At 57.4% G+C, this 15,379-nt stretch carries 14 protein-coding genes, 1 tRNA gene and 1 pseudogene; 4 read left to right on the plus strand and 12 right to left on the minus strand.

The features are described 5' to 3' along the window. Positions 1-15: 15 nt before the first annotated feature. From PW792_08735 to tsaB, 11 genes and pseudogenes are all read right to left on the minus strand, one after another. Positions 16-351 (minus strand): TrbC/VirB2 family protein, encoded by a 336-nt coding sequence (locus PW792_08735; protein ID MDE1162018.1) that lies wholly within the window; start codon positions 349-351, stop codon positions 16-18. Between the two features lie 122 nt (positions 352-473). After that, a complete protein-coding gene (locus tag PW792_08740) occupies positions 474-1,490 on the minus strand; it encodes a LysR family transcriptional regulator (protein ID MDE1162019.1) in 1,017 nt (338 codons plus the stop codon). Between the two features lie 473 nt (positions 1,491-1,963). Next, positions 1,964-2,860 (minus strand): annotated as a pseudogene (locus PW792_08745) (HipA domain-containing protein). 28 nt (positions 2,861-2,888) lie between these two features. Beyond that, entirely contained in the window at positions 2,889-3,200 is a 312-nt protein-coding gene (locus tag PW792_08750; GenBank protein ID MDE1162020.1) for a HipA N-terminal domain-containing protein, read from the minus strand. Between the two features lie 430 nt (positions 3,201-3,630). Then, a complete protein-coding gene (locus PW792_08755) occupies positions 3,631-4,638 on the minus strand; it encodes a site-specific integrase (GenBank protein MDE1162021.1) in 1,008 nt (335 codons plus the stop codon). 128 nt (positions 4,639-4,766) lie between these two features. After that, positions 4,767-4,853, minus strand: a tRNA-Leu gene (locus PW792_08760). A 31-nt stretch (positions 4,854-4,884) separates the two neighbouring features. Next, complete coding sequence (locus tag PW792_08765) at positions 4,885-5,892, minus strand: Asd/ArgC dimerization domain-containing protein (GenBank protein MDE1162022.1); 1,008 nt, start codon at positions 5,890-5,892, stop codon at positions 4,885-4,887. A gap of 27 nt (positions 5,893-5,919) precedes the next feature. Then, the gene (pssA, locus tag PW792_08770) at positions 5,920-6,747 is read right to left on the minus strand and encodes a CDP-diacylglycerol--serine O-phosphatidyltransferase (GenBank protein MDE1162023.1); all 828 of its coding nucleotides are present in this window, start codon (positions 6,745-6,747) and stop codon (positions 5,920-5,922) included. Continuing rightward, positions 6,747-7,376, minus strand: coding sequence for a phosphatidylserine decarboxylase (locus PW792_08775; protein MDE1162024.1), 630 nt, complete (start codon positions 7,374-7,376; stop codon positions 6,747-6,749). The genes pssA and PW792_08775 overlap by 1 nt, the downstream gene beginning before the upstream one ends. Before the next feature lie 63 nt (positions 7,377-7,439). Continuing rightward, positions 7,440-7,889 carry a ribosomal protein S18-alanine N-acetyltransferase gene (gene rimI / locus PW792_08780; protein MDE1162025.1) on the minus strand — a complete coding sequence of 150 codons (450 nt, stop codon included), beginning with the start codon at positions 7,887-7,889 and terminating at the stop codon, positions 7,440-7,442. After that, positions 7,886-8,515 carry a tRNA (adenosine(37)-N6)-threonylcarbamoyltransferase complex dimerization subunit type 1 TsaB gene (gene tsaB / locus PW792_08785; protein MDE1162026.1) on the minus strand — a complete coding sequence of 210 codons (630 nt, stop codon included), beginning with the start codon at positions 8,513-8,515 and terminating at the stop codon, positions 7,886-7,888. The genes rimI and tsaB overlap by 4 nt, the downstream gene beginning before the upstream one ends. A 106-nt stretch (positions 8,516-8,621) precedes the next feature. Here tsaB and PW792_08790 point away from each other — a divergent pair, with 106 nt between their 5' ends. Beyond that, positions 8,622-9,089, plus strand: a complete 468-nt coding sequence (locus PW792_08790) for a hypothetical protein (protein ID MDE1162027.1) — start codon at positions 8,622-8,624, stop codon at positions 9,087-9,089. Between the two features lie 74 nt (positions 9,090-9,163). Beyond that, positions 9,164-9,847 carry a prolyl oligopeptidase family serine peptidase gene (locus tag PW792_08795; GenBank protein ID MDE1162028.1) on the plus strand — a complete coding sequence of 228 codons (684 nt, stop codon included), beginning with the start codon at positions 9,164-9,166 and terminating at the stop codon, positions 9,845-9,847. 57 nt (positions 9,848-9,904) lie between these two features. Here the strand turns inward: PW792_08795 and lon are convergent, their stop codons facing one another. Continuing rightward, a complete protein-coding gene (lon, locus tag PW792_08800; protein MDE1162029.1) occupies positions 9,905-12,352 on the minus strand; it encodes an endopeptidase La in 2,448 nt (815 codons plus the stop codon). Between the two features lie 390 nt (positions 12,353-12,742). On the opposite strand from lon, the gene PW792_08805 reads away from it, so the two are divergent. Beyond that, positions 12,743-14,353, plus strand: a complete 1,611-nt coding sequence (locus PW792_08805) for a DHA2 family efflux MFS transporter permease subunit (GenBank protein ID MDE1162030.1) — start codon at positions 12,743-12,745, stop codon at positions 14,351-14,353. A 155-nt stretch (positions 14,354-14,508) separates the two neighbouring features. Then, on the plus strand, positions 14,509-15,330 hold the full coding sequence (locus PW792_08810) for a hypothetical protein (GenBank protein ID MDE1162031.1): 822 nt from the start codon (positions 14,509-14,511) through the stop codon (positions 15,328-15,330). Positions 15,331-15,379: the final 49 nt, after the last annotated feature.

The raw sequence follows: 15,379 nt of genomic DNA on the forward strand, positions 1-15,379 counted from the left end.
GCGAAGGATTGGGGGTTAGGAACCCCAAAGCCACGAAAGGACGTTGGTCGCCATTACGGCGATTCCCGTGCCGGCGGCTACGCCAGCGAGCGCCTTCTTCGCACCGGGTTCTCCGTGCGCGAACTGGTAGCCTCCGATCACGATTGCGATCAGTGAAGCGACCTTCGCCACGGTGCCCGTGAAGAGGGTTTGCATATTGGTGAAGCCGGTATCGAAGGGAGAACCGGACTGTGCGTGTGCGGTGAGAGGAATAAGGAATACCAGAAGCAACAGTCCACCCATGGAACGAATCCATTGGTGTACCTGTGCGGCTGTTCTGGCAGGAATGCGGACACGAATACGACGGGACATCGGCACCTCCTTCGACTGTGATTCAGTCGGGTATGCCGAGACCTTAGGCGCGAATTATCTCGTCGTCCAATTCTTCTTTTTGATACTGCCATCTCTCGTGGAGACGGCGTTCGAGCAAGTCGTCAACTCGCTTCGAAAAGCGGAAGGACACCTGCACCTTTATCGCGTGCTGGCTTGGGTCCTTTTCGCCTTGAGGGACCATTCGCCAATTCAGGCTGCTTGGGTGCCCAAAGTGAACCCATCTCACGCGCGCGCTTTCGTAGTTCACGAAGCAGCAAAGCGAGTGCCGGATGTTGCGAAGTTGGTTTCAGAACCAAAGCTGTATCCATGGTCCAATCCGCACCATGAATCGGCTTCAAGATGAGACCAGGCAGGAGGCGGGTTCCGCTCCGAAAGAACGCCAGACATTTACCCTGTTGAACCATCCACTGGATGTGTTCAACGTTCGTCGTTGGCTTATTCTCCTTCGGGGTGATGCCCACTGCACTCAGCAACTCCAGCATCCGCCGATATGCCGGGCGATGGACCATTGGAAATTGGAAGATGCTCACGCGGTTATTGAGGAGATGCGCTCGTACTGCTTCATGCTCCGCTAGAGCATCATCTGAACGCATGCAGACGAGAGGCTTTTGTCTTGCGACTATGCAGGTGGTCAGGTCGGAGTTGTGCTCTATGGGCAAGGTGACCAATGCGCCGTCAAGCTCGTCGCTTCCGACCCGCTGCTCTAAGTTTTGGATCTCGTCGCCCTCTGAGAAGATTTCGCAGTGGGGGAAGAGATTGTGCGTTGTCTCGATCAGCGTGTGAAGTGTTTCCTTGCCAACAAGTGAGGAGTAGCCGAGCTTCAAGGGAGTGATCTCACCCGTCCGCAGGGCTCTCAACATGTCGATGACATCTTGACGGACCTGCAGCAGGTCCCGCGCGCAAGCGACCAGCACTTCACCGTATGGAGTAGGCACCGCGCCGTCACGATGTCGAGTGAAGATCTCGATATCGAACAACCCTTCGAGGTGGGCCATCTGAGTGCTGATGTTTGACTGGGTGGTGTTGGCGACTGTTGCAGCCGCGCTAAACGATCGCGTTTCTGCAATCGCCTGGATGTACTTCAGATGACGAAACTCAAGATGATCGTAATCACTCATGGGGCCCTCCTCGATGCTCATCACTGCGAGGCGAAACTGAGAGACAAAACGGACAGACTGTCAATGCTGCGTCAATAATTTTCCACAAAGAGGACATAAGTAGTCAACCTTTGGTCATCGCCCCCAGCGATGGCGGTATTCCCAAAATGAATTGGACGGGATGCCTTTCACCTCTCAAGATACGAACACGAGGTGCAGCGCTATGCAGGATCACACATTCGATCAGAAGAAACCACCGGCACGCGAGACCGTGCCCAACAACCAACGCCTCCTCGTCGGACGCCGAGAGGCTGCTGATCTCTTGTCAATCAGCGCAAGAGCCCTTGACTACTTGGTCGCGAACCATCAGCTAACAACACGGCGCATAGGCGCGAGGGTGCTAATACCAATCTCTGAACTGCAGCGCTTTGCACGAGCAGATCATCCTGGTCGTTTGGCTAGCTGACAAGAATGATCTTTCCGGTGGTCTGGTTCTAAAGGCGGGGCGGGCCATTGAGCTTCGAAGCGATTCCGTTAGTAGACTTGCGTGACGCTTCAGCCCGTACAGCGAACATAGGCCACTTAGCGACTGCGCTCTGAACTTTTTCCAGAATCTGATGAGCGTTCTTGAGGGAATGCTGTTTGCCCAGCGCCTTCAGTTGTTCCACACCTGGATTCTTGCCTTCTCCCATCACGAGCGTGCTCTGCTCTCCGGCAGGACTATAAGAAAAGATCAGGTCGTACGCAGGCGACAGTCTCCATTCGTTACGAGCATCAAGTAGAAACGTGAAGTTCTTCGCGTGATCGTCGCGGTTGTGGCCGATTACGTTGAAACAAGCGAGCGCATAAGCCTTCTCAACTTCCTAAATGCTCCTCGTGAGGCGCATCGTGACACGCAGGAGCATGTCGTAATCGAGACTCGGATTGCGATGGTCGGCATGGATTAGGCCGCCAAGACTGTGCATGTGTATGCGGCTATCTCCCTCGCGGTCAAAACGCTTGGTGCCAAAGTACCGGCTCATCTTCGTTTGGAAAAGGTGCGTCTCGGACATTTCCACACCAGCTTCTCTTGCCATGAGGCTATACGCGAATTCGATTGCCCCGATATCTGGCACATCCTGCGATGAAGGAAACTTAATCATCCAGTGGGAGTAGCCTGGTTGTAATTCCTGATGGCCATGGATGATCCGATTCTTGTCTTCACTCACTTGGGCAACGATCTTGGGCCGAGCGCCAGAGGACGATCCATTGAGATGCAGCAACTCCTCAAAAACCTCATCATTCTTTCCCTCCAAGACAGTTGCCGACTCCTCGGCAAGTTTGTCCAAAGCCAGTGGAGTTGCATCGGCATGTTGCTCCCCAAGTTCGGGCTCGTAGCTCAGAGCCCCCATGCCACGAGAGCCTACATAGGCTAGGCGATCAAGAGGGTTTAGCTGACCGCGATGGATTCCGTGACGCTCCACGGTACGGTCCCAGCAGCAGGCGGCCCCATCCATCCGGCAGGCTATCGTTGAACACACCGAACAGCCCCTCAAAGATCGTCGTGTCCGGAGTGATGATGCCCGGCTGGAGCGGAAGCTTGAATGGAGAAACTTCGATTCCTGAGACGAGAAAGCCTGGGTCGTACTCGAACAGTATTCTTCTGTCTCTGGACGCAAGCCTCCCCACCTTTTGGCGTTGGCCCTGAGCGTCGAGATAGACATTCAGCAGCTCTGATGGTCTATAAGCCATGCTTGCGTCCTTGCTTGCCCGTGGCTCTACGGCGAGCGTTAGGCGTCTCCAGGAGGGCATCGAGTGATTGATGCACCTGACTTGTCACACTCTCTGATGCCAACCTGTCGAACTCGTCGAGACAGCCTAGTACCATCGCGAGATGCAGCAACGAATCAAGTGAGATCAACCCCTCGCGTTCAAACCGCTTCAGAGAGCTATACGAAACAGCGGCCCTCATCGCCAGTTCCTGTTGAGGCAGATTCATCGCAAGCCTTCGAGCCTTGAAACGGCGTGCTATCCCCATCTGCACTTCAGCTAGGGTATTGAGAGAAAGAGACAATATATTGTCCTCAATCATCTATTTTACCGCACAATAGTCAACATTTGAACCCTAAAAACCTGCCAATTGTCATCCACTCCGGAGCGGTGACACGAACAGCATACGAATCTACAGCCCACTTACGGCAACGTGTAGTGATTTCTCTCCTAAATGCGCATACCTTGCGCTCATCTGGATCGTCTTGTGCCCAGCGAGTTGCTGAATCGCTTTCAAGTTCTCCCCACGCATCGCCAGTCGTGAGCAGAAGGTGTGCCGGTTGTCATGCCATCGGTAGTTGTCGATCTCGGCATCTTCCATCGCGGGCTTGAACCAATCCTTCGGGTTCTTGATTGGGAACACCAGCGCGTCCCGGCTCGTCGACTTCGAGCGCTTCGCAAACTCGTCCATCGCACTCATAACGGCATCGTTCATGGGGATCATGCGAGGAGAGCCATTCTTCGTTCTGTCGAGGTTGATCTCGCGGCGCTCGAAGTCGATATTCTTCCACGCGAGCGTGTACTGCTCCGAGAGGCGCATGCCCGTCCCGAGGGAAATGGTGAGCTCTGCTTCATGCTCTGGGAAGCGCTCACGAATGGCCTCCCGTAGCGAAGCTTCTTCCTCGGCGGTCAGGAATCGAATCCTGCCGTTGTTCTCGGCTCGCTGCCTCACGAGTCGCGCCGGGTTGATCGCAGCTTTGCCATTCCGAATGGCCTCGCGGAAGATGAGCGAGAACAATGCGCGGTAGCGATTCGAAGTCGCGGGTGTCTTGGTGACGCGGGATAGCCATGCGTCGATCTCAGCTGGCTTGATCTTGTCGACCGGCTTCTCGCCGAACTCGGCAACGATCTTCCGCACTCGGATTTCAACGCTACGGAAGTCGCGATGATGTTTCTTGCTGAAGACGAGGATGTCGTCGCATAAGGTCTTGAACCGAACGGCGGTGTACCGCATGTTCTCCGGCATCTTGATACCTTCGCGAATCTCGTTCTTACGCTTGATGAGCAGATCGCACGCTGCCTTGTGCGTGCCAACCTTTTCGCGCTTCAAGACACCATCGACCCGAAACCTAATCCACCAGATGTCGCTACCAGGCTCGCGCTCCCAGACGCCCCTTACCTCTTTCCGTTTCCTCGGCATAACGCACCCTCCCGAACCAAAATAGCAAAGTATCACCAGAAGTATCCCCGGCGCTTTTGAGCATGAAAAAGCCTCTCGGGCTGAGAGGCTTTGGTCTTTGTAACCTATTCATTTTGTGAAGCTTATCTTGGTGCCGGGAGGGGGGGTCGAACCCCCACGAGGTTGCCCTCGGCGGATTTTGAGTCCGCTGCGTCTGCCGATTCCGCCATCCCGGCTCAGTGCTGCTGCTTCATTATTGTAGCAGCGCTATTGAACAATTGTTGGCGGGCGAAGCTGCAACATCTCCACAGCATTCGCAATAGCATTGCCCGCGGCAAGCTGCAAATTATCCGCTGCTGCCCATAGCCAGAATCCGTTCGCTGCGCCTTCTGCCCTGCGAATTCGAAGCAGAATACTTCCCTGCCCGTTCGCCGCCTGATTGCTAATGTCTTCTCCGTCGCCTTCTGTCGCAACGACAATCCCCTGAGACCGAAAAGCTTCCGCAAGATCAGCAACAGATGTTTCGGCCGCAGAGAGCTGAAGAAAAATAGACGCCGTGATGCCGTGGAATACAGGAGCCTGCAGCACTTGCAACGCTAAAGGCATATCCTGCCCAACCACCAACGGCAGTTGCTGCTGCAGCTCCGCACGAACGGCCTTCAAACTCGCACGCGCATCCTCACCCGACTCGTCGCGCAGAGCAAAGGAAACCTGCGTTCCGAAAACCTCTGTAGGCACGGCCTGAAACGAAAGCAAGGCGACCGTCTGCTTATGCATCTCATCCATCGCTTCGTCGCCAAAGTTCGACGCCGGAAGCAAAACCGTAGCCGTTGCAAGCGAGAGATTGGAAACTCGCTTCAAAATCGTTGCCAGCATCATGGCTGCAGGGTGAACGATACTCGTCGATACTGTCGTCAGATCAGGCTGAGCCGTTGTGAAACCCGGAGCAAGCATCAGCGACTTTGTTTCTGCGGCGGGAACACCTGTGAGGTCCACAAGCCCTGCGCCCGAAGCCTGAGCTAACGCCCAATGCTCGCGAGTTTGGGCTGCATCTCCTGCGAAAAAGACGATATCGGCCTTCTCAAAGGTTTCCGCAGCCACAGGCTGGACGATCGCGGCCTCATCCCCCGCGGCGGTCATCTGACCAGCCGTAGTCGTATCGGCCAGGACGATGTCCCACACGACTGATGAGGCCAAATTCAGTTGCTCTGCCAGCTCTTTACCAAGTGGACTGCTGGCACCGACGATAACGGCGCGCGCAAACTTTCCTGCCATGTAAGTTCCTTCTTCGATGCGGCTCGCTTATGCCGCGGATTCTGAACGGCGCTGCCACGAGTAGGCCAGTCTAGCCACCACGCCGGAGACAAGATAGCTCATCGCCAGAACGATCAGCCCCTTCTCCGACCACTCAAACATGATGGCACCAAACACCACAACCAGCACCAACAAACGGGCCGGTCGGCGCGACGACATGTCAATTTCCTTACCACTCCAGAAACGCCAGCTGCTCACCATCAGGAAGCCTATAAAGGCGATCAGCGCCAGCCACAGGCAGGACATCCAAGGGTTATAGATCGGCGAGCCGCTTTCAAAGTGCACTACAGCCGCAAGGCAGCCAGCTCCTGCGGGAATAGGCATTCCCACGAAGTACTTGCGGCCCGGTCGTCCCGGATTACGCGGCTTCGGATCAACGCTGACGTTGAACCGAGCAAGACGGCAAGCTCCACAGATGAGGAAGAGAAAGCAAACGACGATGCCGAAGTGGACGAGGTGTGCGTGAACCTGCGGAGCCTCTTCGCCAATGACTTGCTTGACGCCCCAGAGATACGCGAGCAGGCTCGGCGCTACGCCAAAGGCGATGACGTCCGCCAACGAATCAAGCTCGGCACCAAAGGCGCTCTGCGTGTTCGTCATGCGCGCAATGCGTCCGTCAAGCCCATCGAAAAGAATGGCAAAAACAATCGCCAGCGCAGAACGATCGAACGCATTCGCATCATGCGTCGCAGAGCCATAGATTGCCTGCATGATCGCGTAATAGCCAACGGCGATGTTGCCTGCCGTAAACAACGACGGCAGGATATACATCCCTCGGCTAGGACGCTTGAACTCTGCAGACATCTCGGCTGCCATTAAATCGTCGTCTCCTGCGGAATGACGGCAAGAATGGAGCTTCCGCCCTTCACTCGTTGACCAGGCTTCACGCGAAGCTCAGCGTTCGCGGGCAGAAGGATATCAGTACGCGAACCAAACTTAATCAACCCCATACGCTGACCACGTGTCACAACATCGCCAACCTTCAGGTTGCAAATAATGCGGCGAGCCAGCAAGCCAGCAATCTGTTTGAAGCTTACGTCGTATGAACCGTTGCTCACGGTAATCAGTGTCTGCTCATTCAAGACAGCCGACTCAGACTTCATCGCATTGAGGAACTGCCCCGCGCGATACTCCACAACAGTCACCTTGCCGCCAACCGGAACGCGGTTCACATGAACGTCAAATACGTTCAGAAAGATGGTGATGCGGATGCGATCGCCAGCAGAGGTTTCAATCCACTCTGCCTCTTCCACCTTGCCGTCAGCAGGAGAAACAACCAATCCCGGAGCATCAGGAATGACGCGGCTGGGATCGCGGAAGAACCACAGGAAGAAGGCCGCCAGCAGAACCGGAACCGCAGCCAGGAAAATGAAATGCGTCAGAATCCAAACAATCACTGCGACCACCAGCAGTGAGATTCCGTAGAGCAAACCGTCGCGGACCATATCGAACGATTATATCCGGCTCAGCCTCTTTCTTTTCAAACACAAGGCGTAGCCCGCAACAAGTTACAACTCCAGCGTCATCATGACTGCGTCCTCGCGAGGATGCTCATAGTAGCCACGGCGTTTGCCGCTCTCGATAAAGCCAAGAGTCCGGTAAAACGCTTGAGCCGTAGCGTTGCTCTCCCGCACCTCTAGCTCAATGGCTTCCGCCGCAGCCGAACGCACGCGCTCCATCATGGCCAGCAGCAACTTGCGGCCTATACCCAGGCGACGATGTGTCCCCGCTACAGCGATGCTCTCTATCTCTGCAACACCAGCGATGAGCATGCACACAGCAAACCCCAGGATCTCTCCGTCGGAGGTCGCAAGCAACACGAAGCGTCCTGCAGCAGGCTCCTGCAGAATCCTCTCCCAGATCCTTGCAGACCATTGCGGCGCTTCTGCCGTGATGCCTGCAATTCCCTCAATTGCGGGCAGGTCCAGGATTGACGCTTCGCGGATCTCTACGCTCACGCACTCTTCCTTGCGCCGTAAATATCTGACTCAGAGCGAACATAGTTGGCGTCCAGAAGAGCGATGTCCTCAGCGCCGCGTTCTATCGCCCGCTGAACCGCAGACCACGCATCGCCGACATGCACCTCACGTACTGCAGCATTGGGTAGCGTTGCAGCCAGCGCAGCCTCGGCAACCACCGGCAACGCAGACTCCGCAATGTGCTCCAGCACCGTAGCTCGGTCTTCCAGTGACTCCATCCCCGTGGCAAGATCGCGCACATAAAGCTGACCGCGACCGGCATCCATCACCGCCAGCCCCGTTGCGCTTCCTTCCCCGAGTACTTCCAGCCGAGAAACGGCAAAGAGCGGAACGTTCCACGCCTCGGCCAACGCCTTCGCGGCAGAAAGCCCCACGCGCACCCCGGTGAACGAACCGGGCCCATTCACGACAGTCACAGCATCCGGTTGCCGAACGCCAGAAAGCACCCCCGACACCGCAGAGAGCAACAGCACGGAGGCGCTTCGATCTGCCAAGACACTCTTCGCCACGAGCAGCCCTGCTCGAAAAAGCGCCACGCTTCCCGCTGCACCACAGGTATCGATCAGCAGGACGGTCTCGATTGTTTTGCCTTCACTCTGTGCCATCTCTCTAAGAGTAGCTCCAGGCACAGAATTTGACTCTTACATAGCTCGCCTGATACACATCCTCACGCAGCAGAAATCTTCATTTTTCCGAGGACTAAATCGTTTTATGAAATCACTAGTCACGTTCGCAACCGCAGCATTTCTTCTCTCTGCTACCACCCTGGCAGTGAGTGCCCAGAGCGTTCATAACAACTGGCGTGCGGAGCATTCGCGCGATAAGGTGTCGAGCACCAATGTCACAATCGACGAGTCACGCGGCCTTGACTCCACAGGGACACCCGCCAAAGCGGTTTGGGTTCGCGACTTCCCTACTGCCGGCACGTACCTCTTCAAGATCAAGTACACGCCCATTGCTGGTCGCGAGGTGAAACTGACCGTTAACGGCAAGATTGTCGGCACAAAAGGCATGAATGCCAAGCCTTCGGCCACGCCAGAGATGGATTGTGAGAAGGCATCGTGGCGGCCGCTGGGGGATGTGAAGTTTACGGCCGGGGCGAACACCATCGTGATGGAACCAGTCGCCGTGGACGGTAAGTTGCCGCATGTCTGTCAGTTCGATGCAGAGCTCGAATAGTTCGCGCAGCTCAAAAACTGCCTTTGGAGGCCAAATACCGAGGGCTTATTCGGTCTTTTTTGCATCCAAAGAGCATGATTGAAACGATTCAGGTTGGCGACAAATCTGTGCGCCTGGAAGTACACCTCCCCGAGAAGGTGAATGAGACGACTCCAGCCATTCTTCTGCTGCATGGCTCGGGCGGAAACGTCGGTTGGTGGCTGGAGCGGATTGCCCCTCAGGTTACGGCGGCCGGGATCGCCCTCTTCGCGCCTCACTACTTCGACCGCACCGACTCCGTCCGGCCGGACTACGAAACCATCATGGATGGCTTGCACGTCCCATTGTGGATCGAAGCTGTGCGAGCGAGCCTGGAGCACGTTGCGGCGAAGCCTGAGATCGATGCAAGCAGGGTGGCGCTGGTTGGCGTCTCGCTGGGGGCGTTTCTTTCGCTGGGGCTTGCGGCGATGCTTTCAGCCTCGCCGCAAGAGCCGGAGCGCAAGAGGATTCGCTGCGTCGTTGACCTCTCAGGCGGCCTGATCGAGCCGTTCCGGGATCAGGCCACGAAGGCGTTTCCGCCGACGCTTGTTGTTCATGGAGAAGCGGACGACGTGGTCAACGTTCGTGATGCTCATGCTCTGATCGCTCGGCTGGAAGAGTTGGGTGTGGAGCACGAAACGATGCTGCTGCCTGGCGAAGGACACTGGTTCTCGGATGCTGCCCAGATTCCACTCTTCCTGCGGCTTGCAAGCTTCGTCAGCAAACATCTGAAGCCGTGACGAGCGGCAAAAAGAAAGGCCCTGCCGGGATGGGCAGGGCCTTTTCTTCTTGCTTGCTTATTCGACGCCAGCGAGGACTTCTTCCCGCACTTCCTCATCCTTGGCAGCTTCGCGCAAGGTCTTGGGCAGTGCGACATCGAGGACGTCCTCGATGCGAGAGGCGTAGTGAATCGTTACGCCTTCCACCTGGTCGGCCGTGAGGTCTTCCTCCACGTTGGCTTTCACGTCAATCGGAAGAATCACGTCGCGAACGCCTGCACGCTTGGCGGCAAGGAACTTCTCCTTGATGCCACCGACCGGCAGCACGTTTCCGCTCAGCGTGATCTCGCCCGTCATCGCCAGCAGAGGACGCACCGGACGATCGGTGAGCAGCGAGATGAGCGCTGTCGCCATGGTCACACCGGCAGAGGGGCCGTCCTTGGGGATGGCGCCTGCCGGGACGTGGACGTGGATGTCCAGTTCCTTCAGTACATCCTCATCGAGACCAAGCTGCGCTGCGTTGGAACGAATCCACGTATGCGCCGCCTGTACCGACTCCTTCATCACGTCGCCAAGCTGGCCGGTCATGGAGAAGTGTCCCTTGCCCTTCATCTTGTTGGCTTCGATGAACAGAACATCGCCGCCTACAGGAGTCCATGCAAGTCCCACAGCAACACCGGGACGCTTTGTGCGTTCCGCAATCTCTGTATCCACGCGGACCTTGATGCCGCCCAGGAACTCGCGGATAACGTCCGTGGTGACGACGAACTTCTCGCCTTCCGGCAGAGTGCCTTCGGCGACCTTGCGAGCTGTTTTTCTCGCAACGGTTCCGACAAGCTGCTCCAGACGACGCACACCGGCTTCGCGGGTGTAGTGCCGTGCAATCTGGCTTACGCTCTCTCGCGGAATCTCGATCTGCTCAGGCGTCAGGCCGTTTTCCTTCACCTGACGCGGAACCAGGTACGTCTCCGCAATGTTCGTCTTCTCTTCCTCGGTGTAGCCGGAGAGTTCGATAATCTCCATGCGGTCAAGCAACGGCGCAGGAATGGTATCGAGCTGGTTGGCGGTGCAGATGAAGAGCACCTTCGACAGATCGAACGGCTGATCGAGGTAGTTGTCGCGGAAGGTGGAGTTCTGCTCCGGGTCTAACGTCTCCAGCAACGCGCTTGCCGGGTCGCCACGGAAGTCGCGGCCGAGCTTGTCGATCTCATCCAGCATGAAAACCGGGTCGTTTACCTCCACACGCTTCAGGTGCTGAATGATCTGCCCCGGAAGAGCGCCGATGTAGGTACGGCGATGTCCGCGAATCTCGGCCTCGTCGTGCATACCGCCCAGCGAGATGCGTGAGAACTTGCGGCCAAGCGCCTTGGCGATCGAACGGCCAAGCGAGGTCTTACCCACGCCCGGAGGTCCGACAAAGCAGAGGATCGGTCCCTTCATGTCCGGCTTCAAGCGACGAACGCTCAGGTAGTCGAGGATGCGGTCCTTCACCTTCGTCAGGCCGTAGTGATCGGCGTCAAGCACTTCCTGCGCCTTGCGAATGTCCACGGCTTCCGCAGTCGACTTCGCCCACGGGAGGACGGCGAGCCACTCGACGTAGTTACGCGTCAGCGAGTAGTCCGCAGCCGCAGGGTTCATGCGGCTGAGACGGTTCAGCTCCTTCAGAGCGTCCTTCTTGGTGTCCTCGGGCATTCCGGCGGCTTCGATCTTGTCGCGCAGGTCCTGAACGTCCTTCTGGGTCTCGTCCTGATCACCGAGCTCCTTCTGGATAGCCTTCATCTGCTCGCGCAGGTAGAAGTCACGCTGCGACTGCTGGACGGAGTCCTGCACCTCGCTCTGGATCTTGTTGCGAAGCTGCTGAACCTCAATCTCCTTGGCGAGTTGAGCATTCACCTTGTCCAGGCGCACTTTTACGTCCGCCGTCTCGAGCAGGTCCTGCTTGTCGGCGGTGGAGAGGAACGGCAGGCTGGAGGCGACAAAGTCGGCGAGGCGGTTCGGTTCTTCGATGTTGATCGCGATGGTCTGCAGATCGTCCGAAAGCGTCGAAGAGGAGCCAACGATTTCTTGAAACTGGCCAACAACGTTCCGCTGCAAGGCCTCATACTCTGGCGACTCCGAGGTTTCTAGGTCTTCGAGCGGCTCAAACTCAGCCATGAGGAACGGCTGTGTCTGGGTGAACGCGCCGACCTTCACGCGCTCGGTGCCTTCGGTGAAGACAAAGAGGCTCTGGTTCGGCATCTTTACGACTTTGTGAACGGTCGCACGCGTACCGACGACGTGCAGATCGTTGCCGTCGGGAGCGTCCAGACGAGCGTCTTTCTGGGCAACGACGAGGATGGTCTTGTCCTCTCCCAGTGACTGGATGAGCTGAATGGAGCTCTCACGGCCGACCGTAAGAGGCAACACAGCATGGGGGAAAAGAACCGTATCCCTAACAGGAAGAACAGGATACGACTTTCCCTTTGAGCCTTCGCCCTGGGCTTTTTCACCTTGCGGCCGGATTACGCTTACAAATTCACTTGCCATGGTTGAGTGTCCCTCTATCAACTTTCATGCTTAGGATGCACTAGCACCGCCCTTGGTCGCAAATTTGCAGCCGAAATAGATGGCATAGCCGTGTGGTTCGGGCCCGCACGGGTCGGGCTCCGGGTTCCGGTTCTGGGTTCTAAGATGTCATCGGCCATTCCGGCAGCATCCTGAATCGAAAAAGAATTCTGCTGATAACAGTACGCAGGAGGGAGTGCAGCGGTTCAGAGGCGCGGCGGCGGTTGTGATCGAGAGGCCGATTCGCTCGCAGCCGTCGCTATTTCCGACGCATCCCCTGAGCGCAGGGCACCATCCTAACGAGCATCCTTTGCTGTCTCTTGCAGCAATTTCTCTGACACTCTTCCGTTTTCTGGAGGTATACCTCTCCTTATGGCAGCCGCAGCCCAAGCCGCGCCCGCAGATGAGTCCGCGAAGGCAGCCCAGGGAGTTAATCCCTGGCTGATCGCGGCTTCTGTCATGCTGGCCACCTTTATGGAGGTGCTGGACACCTCGATTGCTTCTGTGGCGCTGCCGTATATTGCCGGCTCGCTTTCAGCCTCGAACGACGAAGCGACGTGGGTGCTGACCAGCTATCTGGTAGCGAACGCTGTGATTCTGCCGGCGTCGAACTGGTTTTCGCTGCGCTTTGGCCGCAAGCGCTTCCTGATGAGTTGCGTGGCCATCTTCACGATCGCGAGCTTTGCCTGTGGAGCGGCTCCGACGCTGGGTCTGATGCTGCTGGCGCGTGTGGTGCAGGGTGCGGGTGGAGGCGCGTTGCAACCACTGTCGCAGGCAATTCTGTTGGAGAGCTTCCCACCTGCGAAACGAGGCGCGGCGATGGCGGTCTTCGCCTTCGGCGTGGTCGTTGCGCCGGTGCTGGGGCCGACGCTGGGAGGCTGGCTGACGGACAACTACTCCTGGCGCTACGCGTTCTACATCAACATCCCGATTGGGCTGCTGGCGCTGTACATGATCAACCGGTACGTTCATGACCCGTCGTACATCTCTGAGGCGAAGGTGTCGAAGTTCGACAAGATCGGCTTCTTTACGTTGCTGGTGTGGACGGGCAGCCTGCAGATCATTCTGGACAAGGGACAGGAGGATGACTGGTTTGGAGCGACGTGGATTCGCTGGGCCGCAGTGGCGCTGGTGATAAGCCTGGTCTGGTTCATCTACCGCTCGTGGTTCCAGAAGGACACGCTAGTGGACCTGAAGGTGCTGAAGAACCGAAACTTTCTTGTGGGGTCGGTACTGATCTTTATGTTCGGCATCGGGATCTACTCCACGGTGACGGTGCTGCCGCTGTTCTACCAGGAACTGCTGGGGTACACGGCGTTCACGGCGGGGCTGGTGGTGGCGCCGCGCGGGCTGGGCGCGATCTGCGGGATGCCGGTCATCGGCTACCTTTCGAGCAAGGTTGATCCGCGGTACCTGCTGACGTTTGGCTTTGCCACGTTTGGCCTGACGACGCTGTACTTCGGCAACGTGACGCTGGGCATTTCGCCGACGACGCTTTTTCTGCCGATTCTGATCACGGGCTTTGGGCTGAGCTTTATCTTTGTCCCGATCTCGACGGCGGCTTATGGAACGCTGACCAATGAGCAAATCGGCAACGCCTCAGGACTATTCAACCTGATGAGGAATGTGGGCGGGTCGATCGGTATCTCGATTGCGACGACGCTGCTGACGCGCCGTGCGGCGGTGCACCAGAACGAGATTCTGAACACGTCGCCGGGAGGGATTGCAGGCCAGGGTGGATCGACGGCGGTGGGCTCTGCAGCGTTTGGGCAGTCACAGTCCGCGATGACGGGGTACTTCGGGCATTCGAACTCGCTTGCACCGGCTCAGGCGCAGCTTTATCAGGAGCTTGTAAAGCAGGCGTCGCTGTGGTCGTTTGTGGATGTGTTTCGGTGGCTGTCGATCCTGTGCTTCATCTGCATTGTCTTTGTCTGGCTGTTCAAGAAGGTGAAGCCGGGTAAGGCTCCGGCGGGAGCTCACTAGCTCCAGCTTCTACCACTGCGTTGGCTGTGTGTGTTCCTTTTCAGGAAACATGCACAACCAACGTGTGATTTTGTTCGCCACGTAAATGCTGTGCAATATAAACTTCCGGTACTTTCGGGCCCGGAAGCCGAGCATTTACGGCCGCGGAGAGATGCATGACCAGCGAAACAGGCGCGTCCCCCAAGACAGGGACGACAGACTTCACGGCAGCTACCAACATCGCAGAAGCTGCGAAGATTCTTGCGGAGCAGGCCGCCGCGCGCGCAGAAGAAGCTCGCTCTCGCGCAGCCGAGGCCGCCGCAAAACTGACCGCACTGCGGACGCAGGCGATTGAAGCTGACGCCGCAGAAGATGCTGCAGAAGCCACAATCCCGCAGCCGTTGGCGCAGGAAGAAGCCACGAAGCTGGTGGAGACGGTGTTGCAGCAAGGCCCTGTGCTGCCTGCGGGGATCGTGGTCGATCCACCGCCTGCGGAGACGCGACCGATTGCCGCTCAACCTGAGCCGATTACGAGCACGACTCGCTTGGCCGATGGACGAAGGGCCTCCGAGATGAAGGACATGCCGTCCGGCGTTGTGCGGCTGGCGAACTCTCTGCGCGCGCAGCGCAGTGATCGCGCGACCAAGCGTCGGAAGGTGAAGCGCAAGGCTCCGGCGCGCAAGCCCGGCGCTCTGCTGGAGCCAGTGGCGCATGAAGCGGGACTCTTCTCCCCGGCAAAGGCGAAGAAGCGCAAAATCATCACACCACGGCTGGTACTGCTGTTTCTTCTGATGATCTTCTTTGGGCTGTACGCTACGGGGAACTTCCCGCAGTTTGATCGCTGGACAGACCATCTGGTAAGCGCAACGCAAAGCCACAATGATGATGTGGTGGGAGCGTTCACGAACCACTGGCATGGTGCGGCGTATGTGATCTGCGCACTGCTGCTAGGTGGGATTCTGTTTATCGTCCGCCAGAACCGCGAACGGGCAGAGTAAGCCAACTAAAGCAGAAGGGGCGCGGCTTAGGCCGCGCCCCTTCTGCTTT

This window comes from Acidobacteriaceae bacterium (genome assembly GCA_028283655.1).
GTDB lineage: Bacteria > Acidobacteriota > Terriglobia > Terriglobales > Acidobacteriaceae > Granulicella.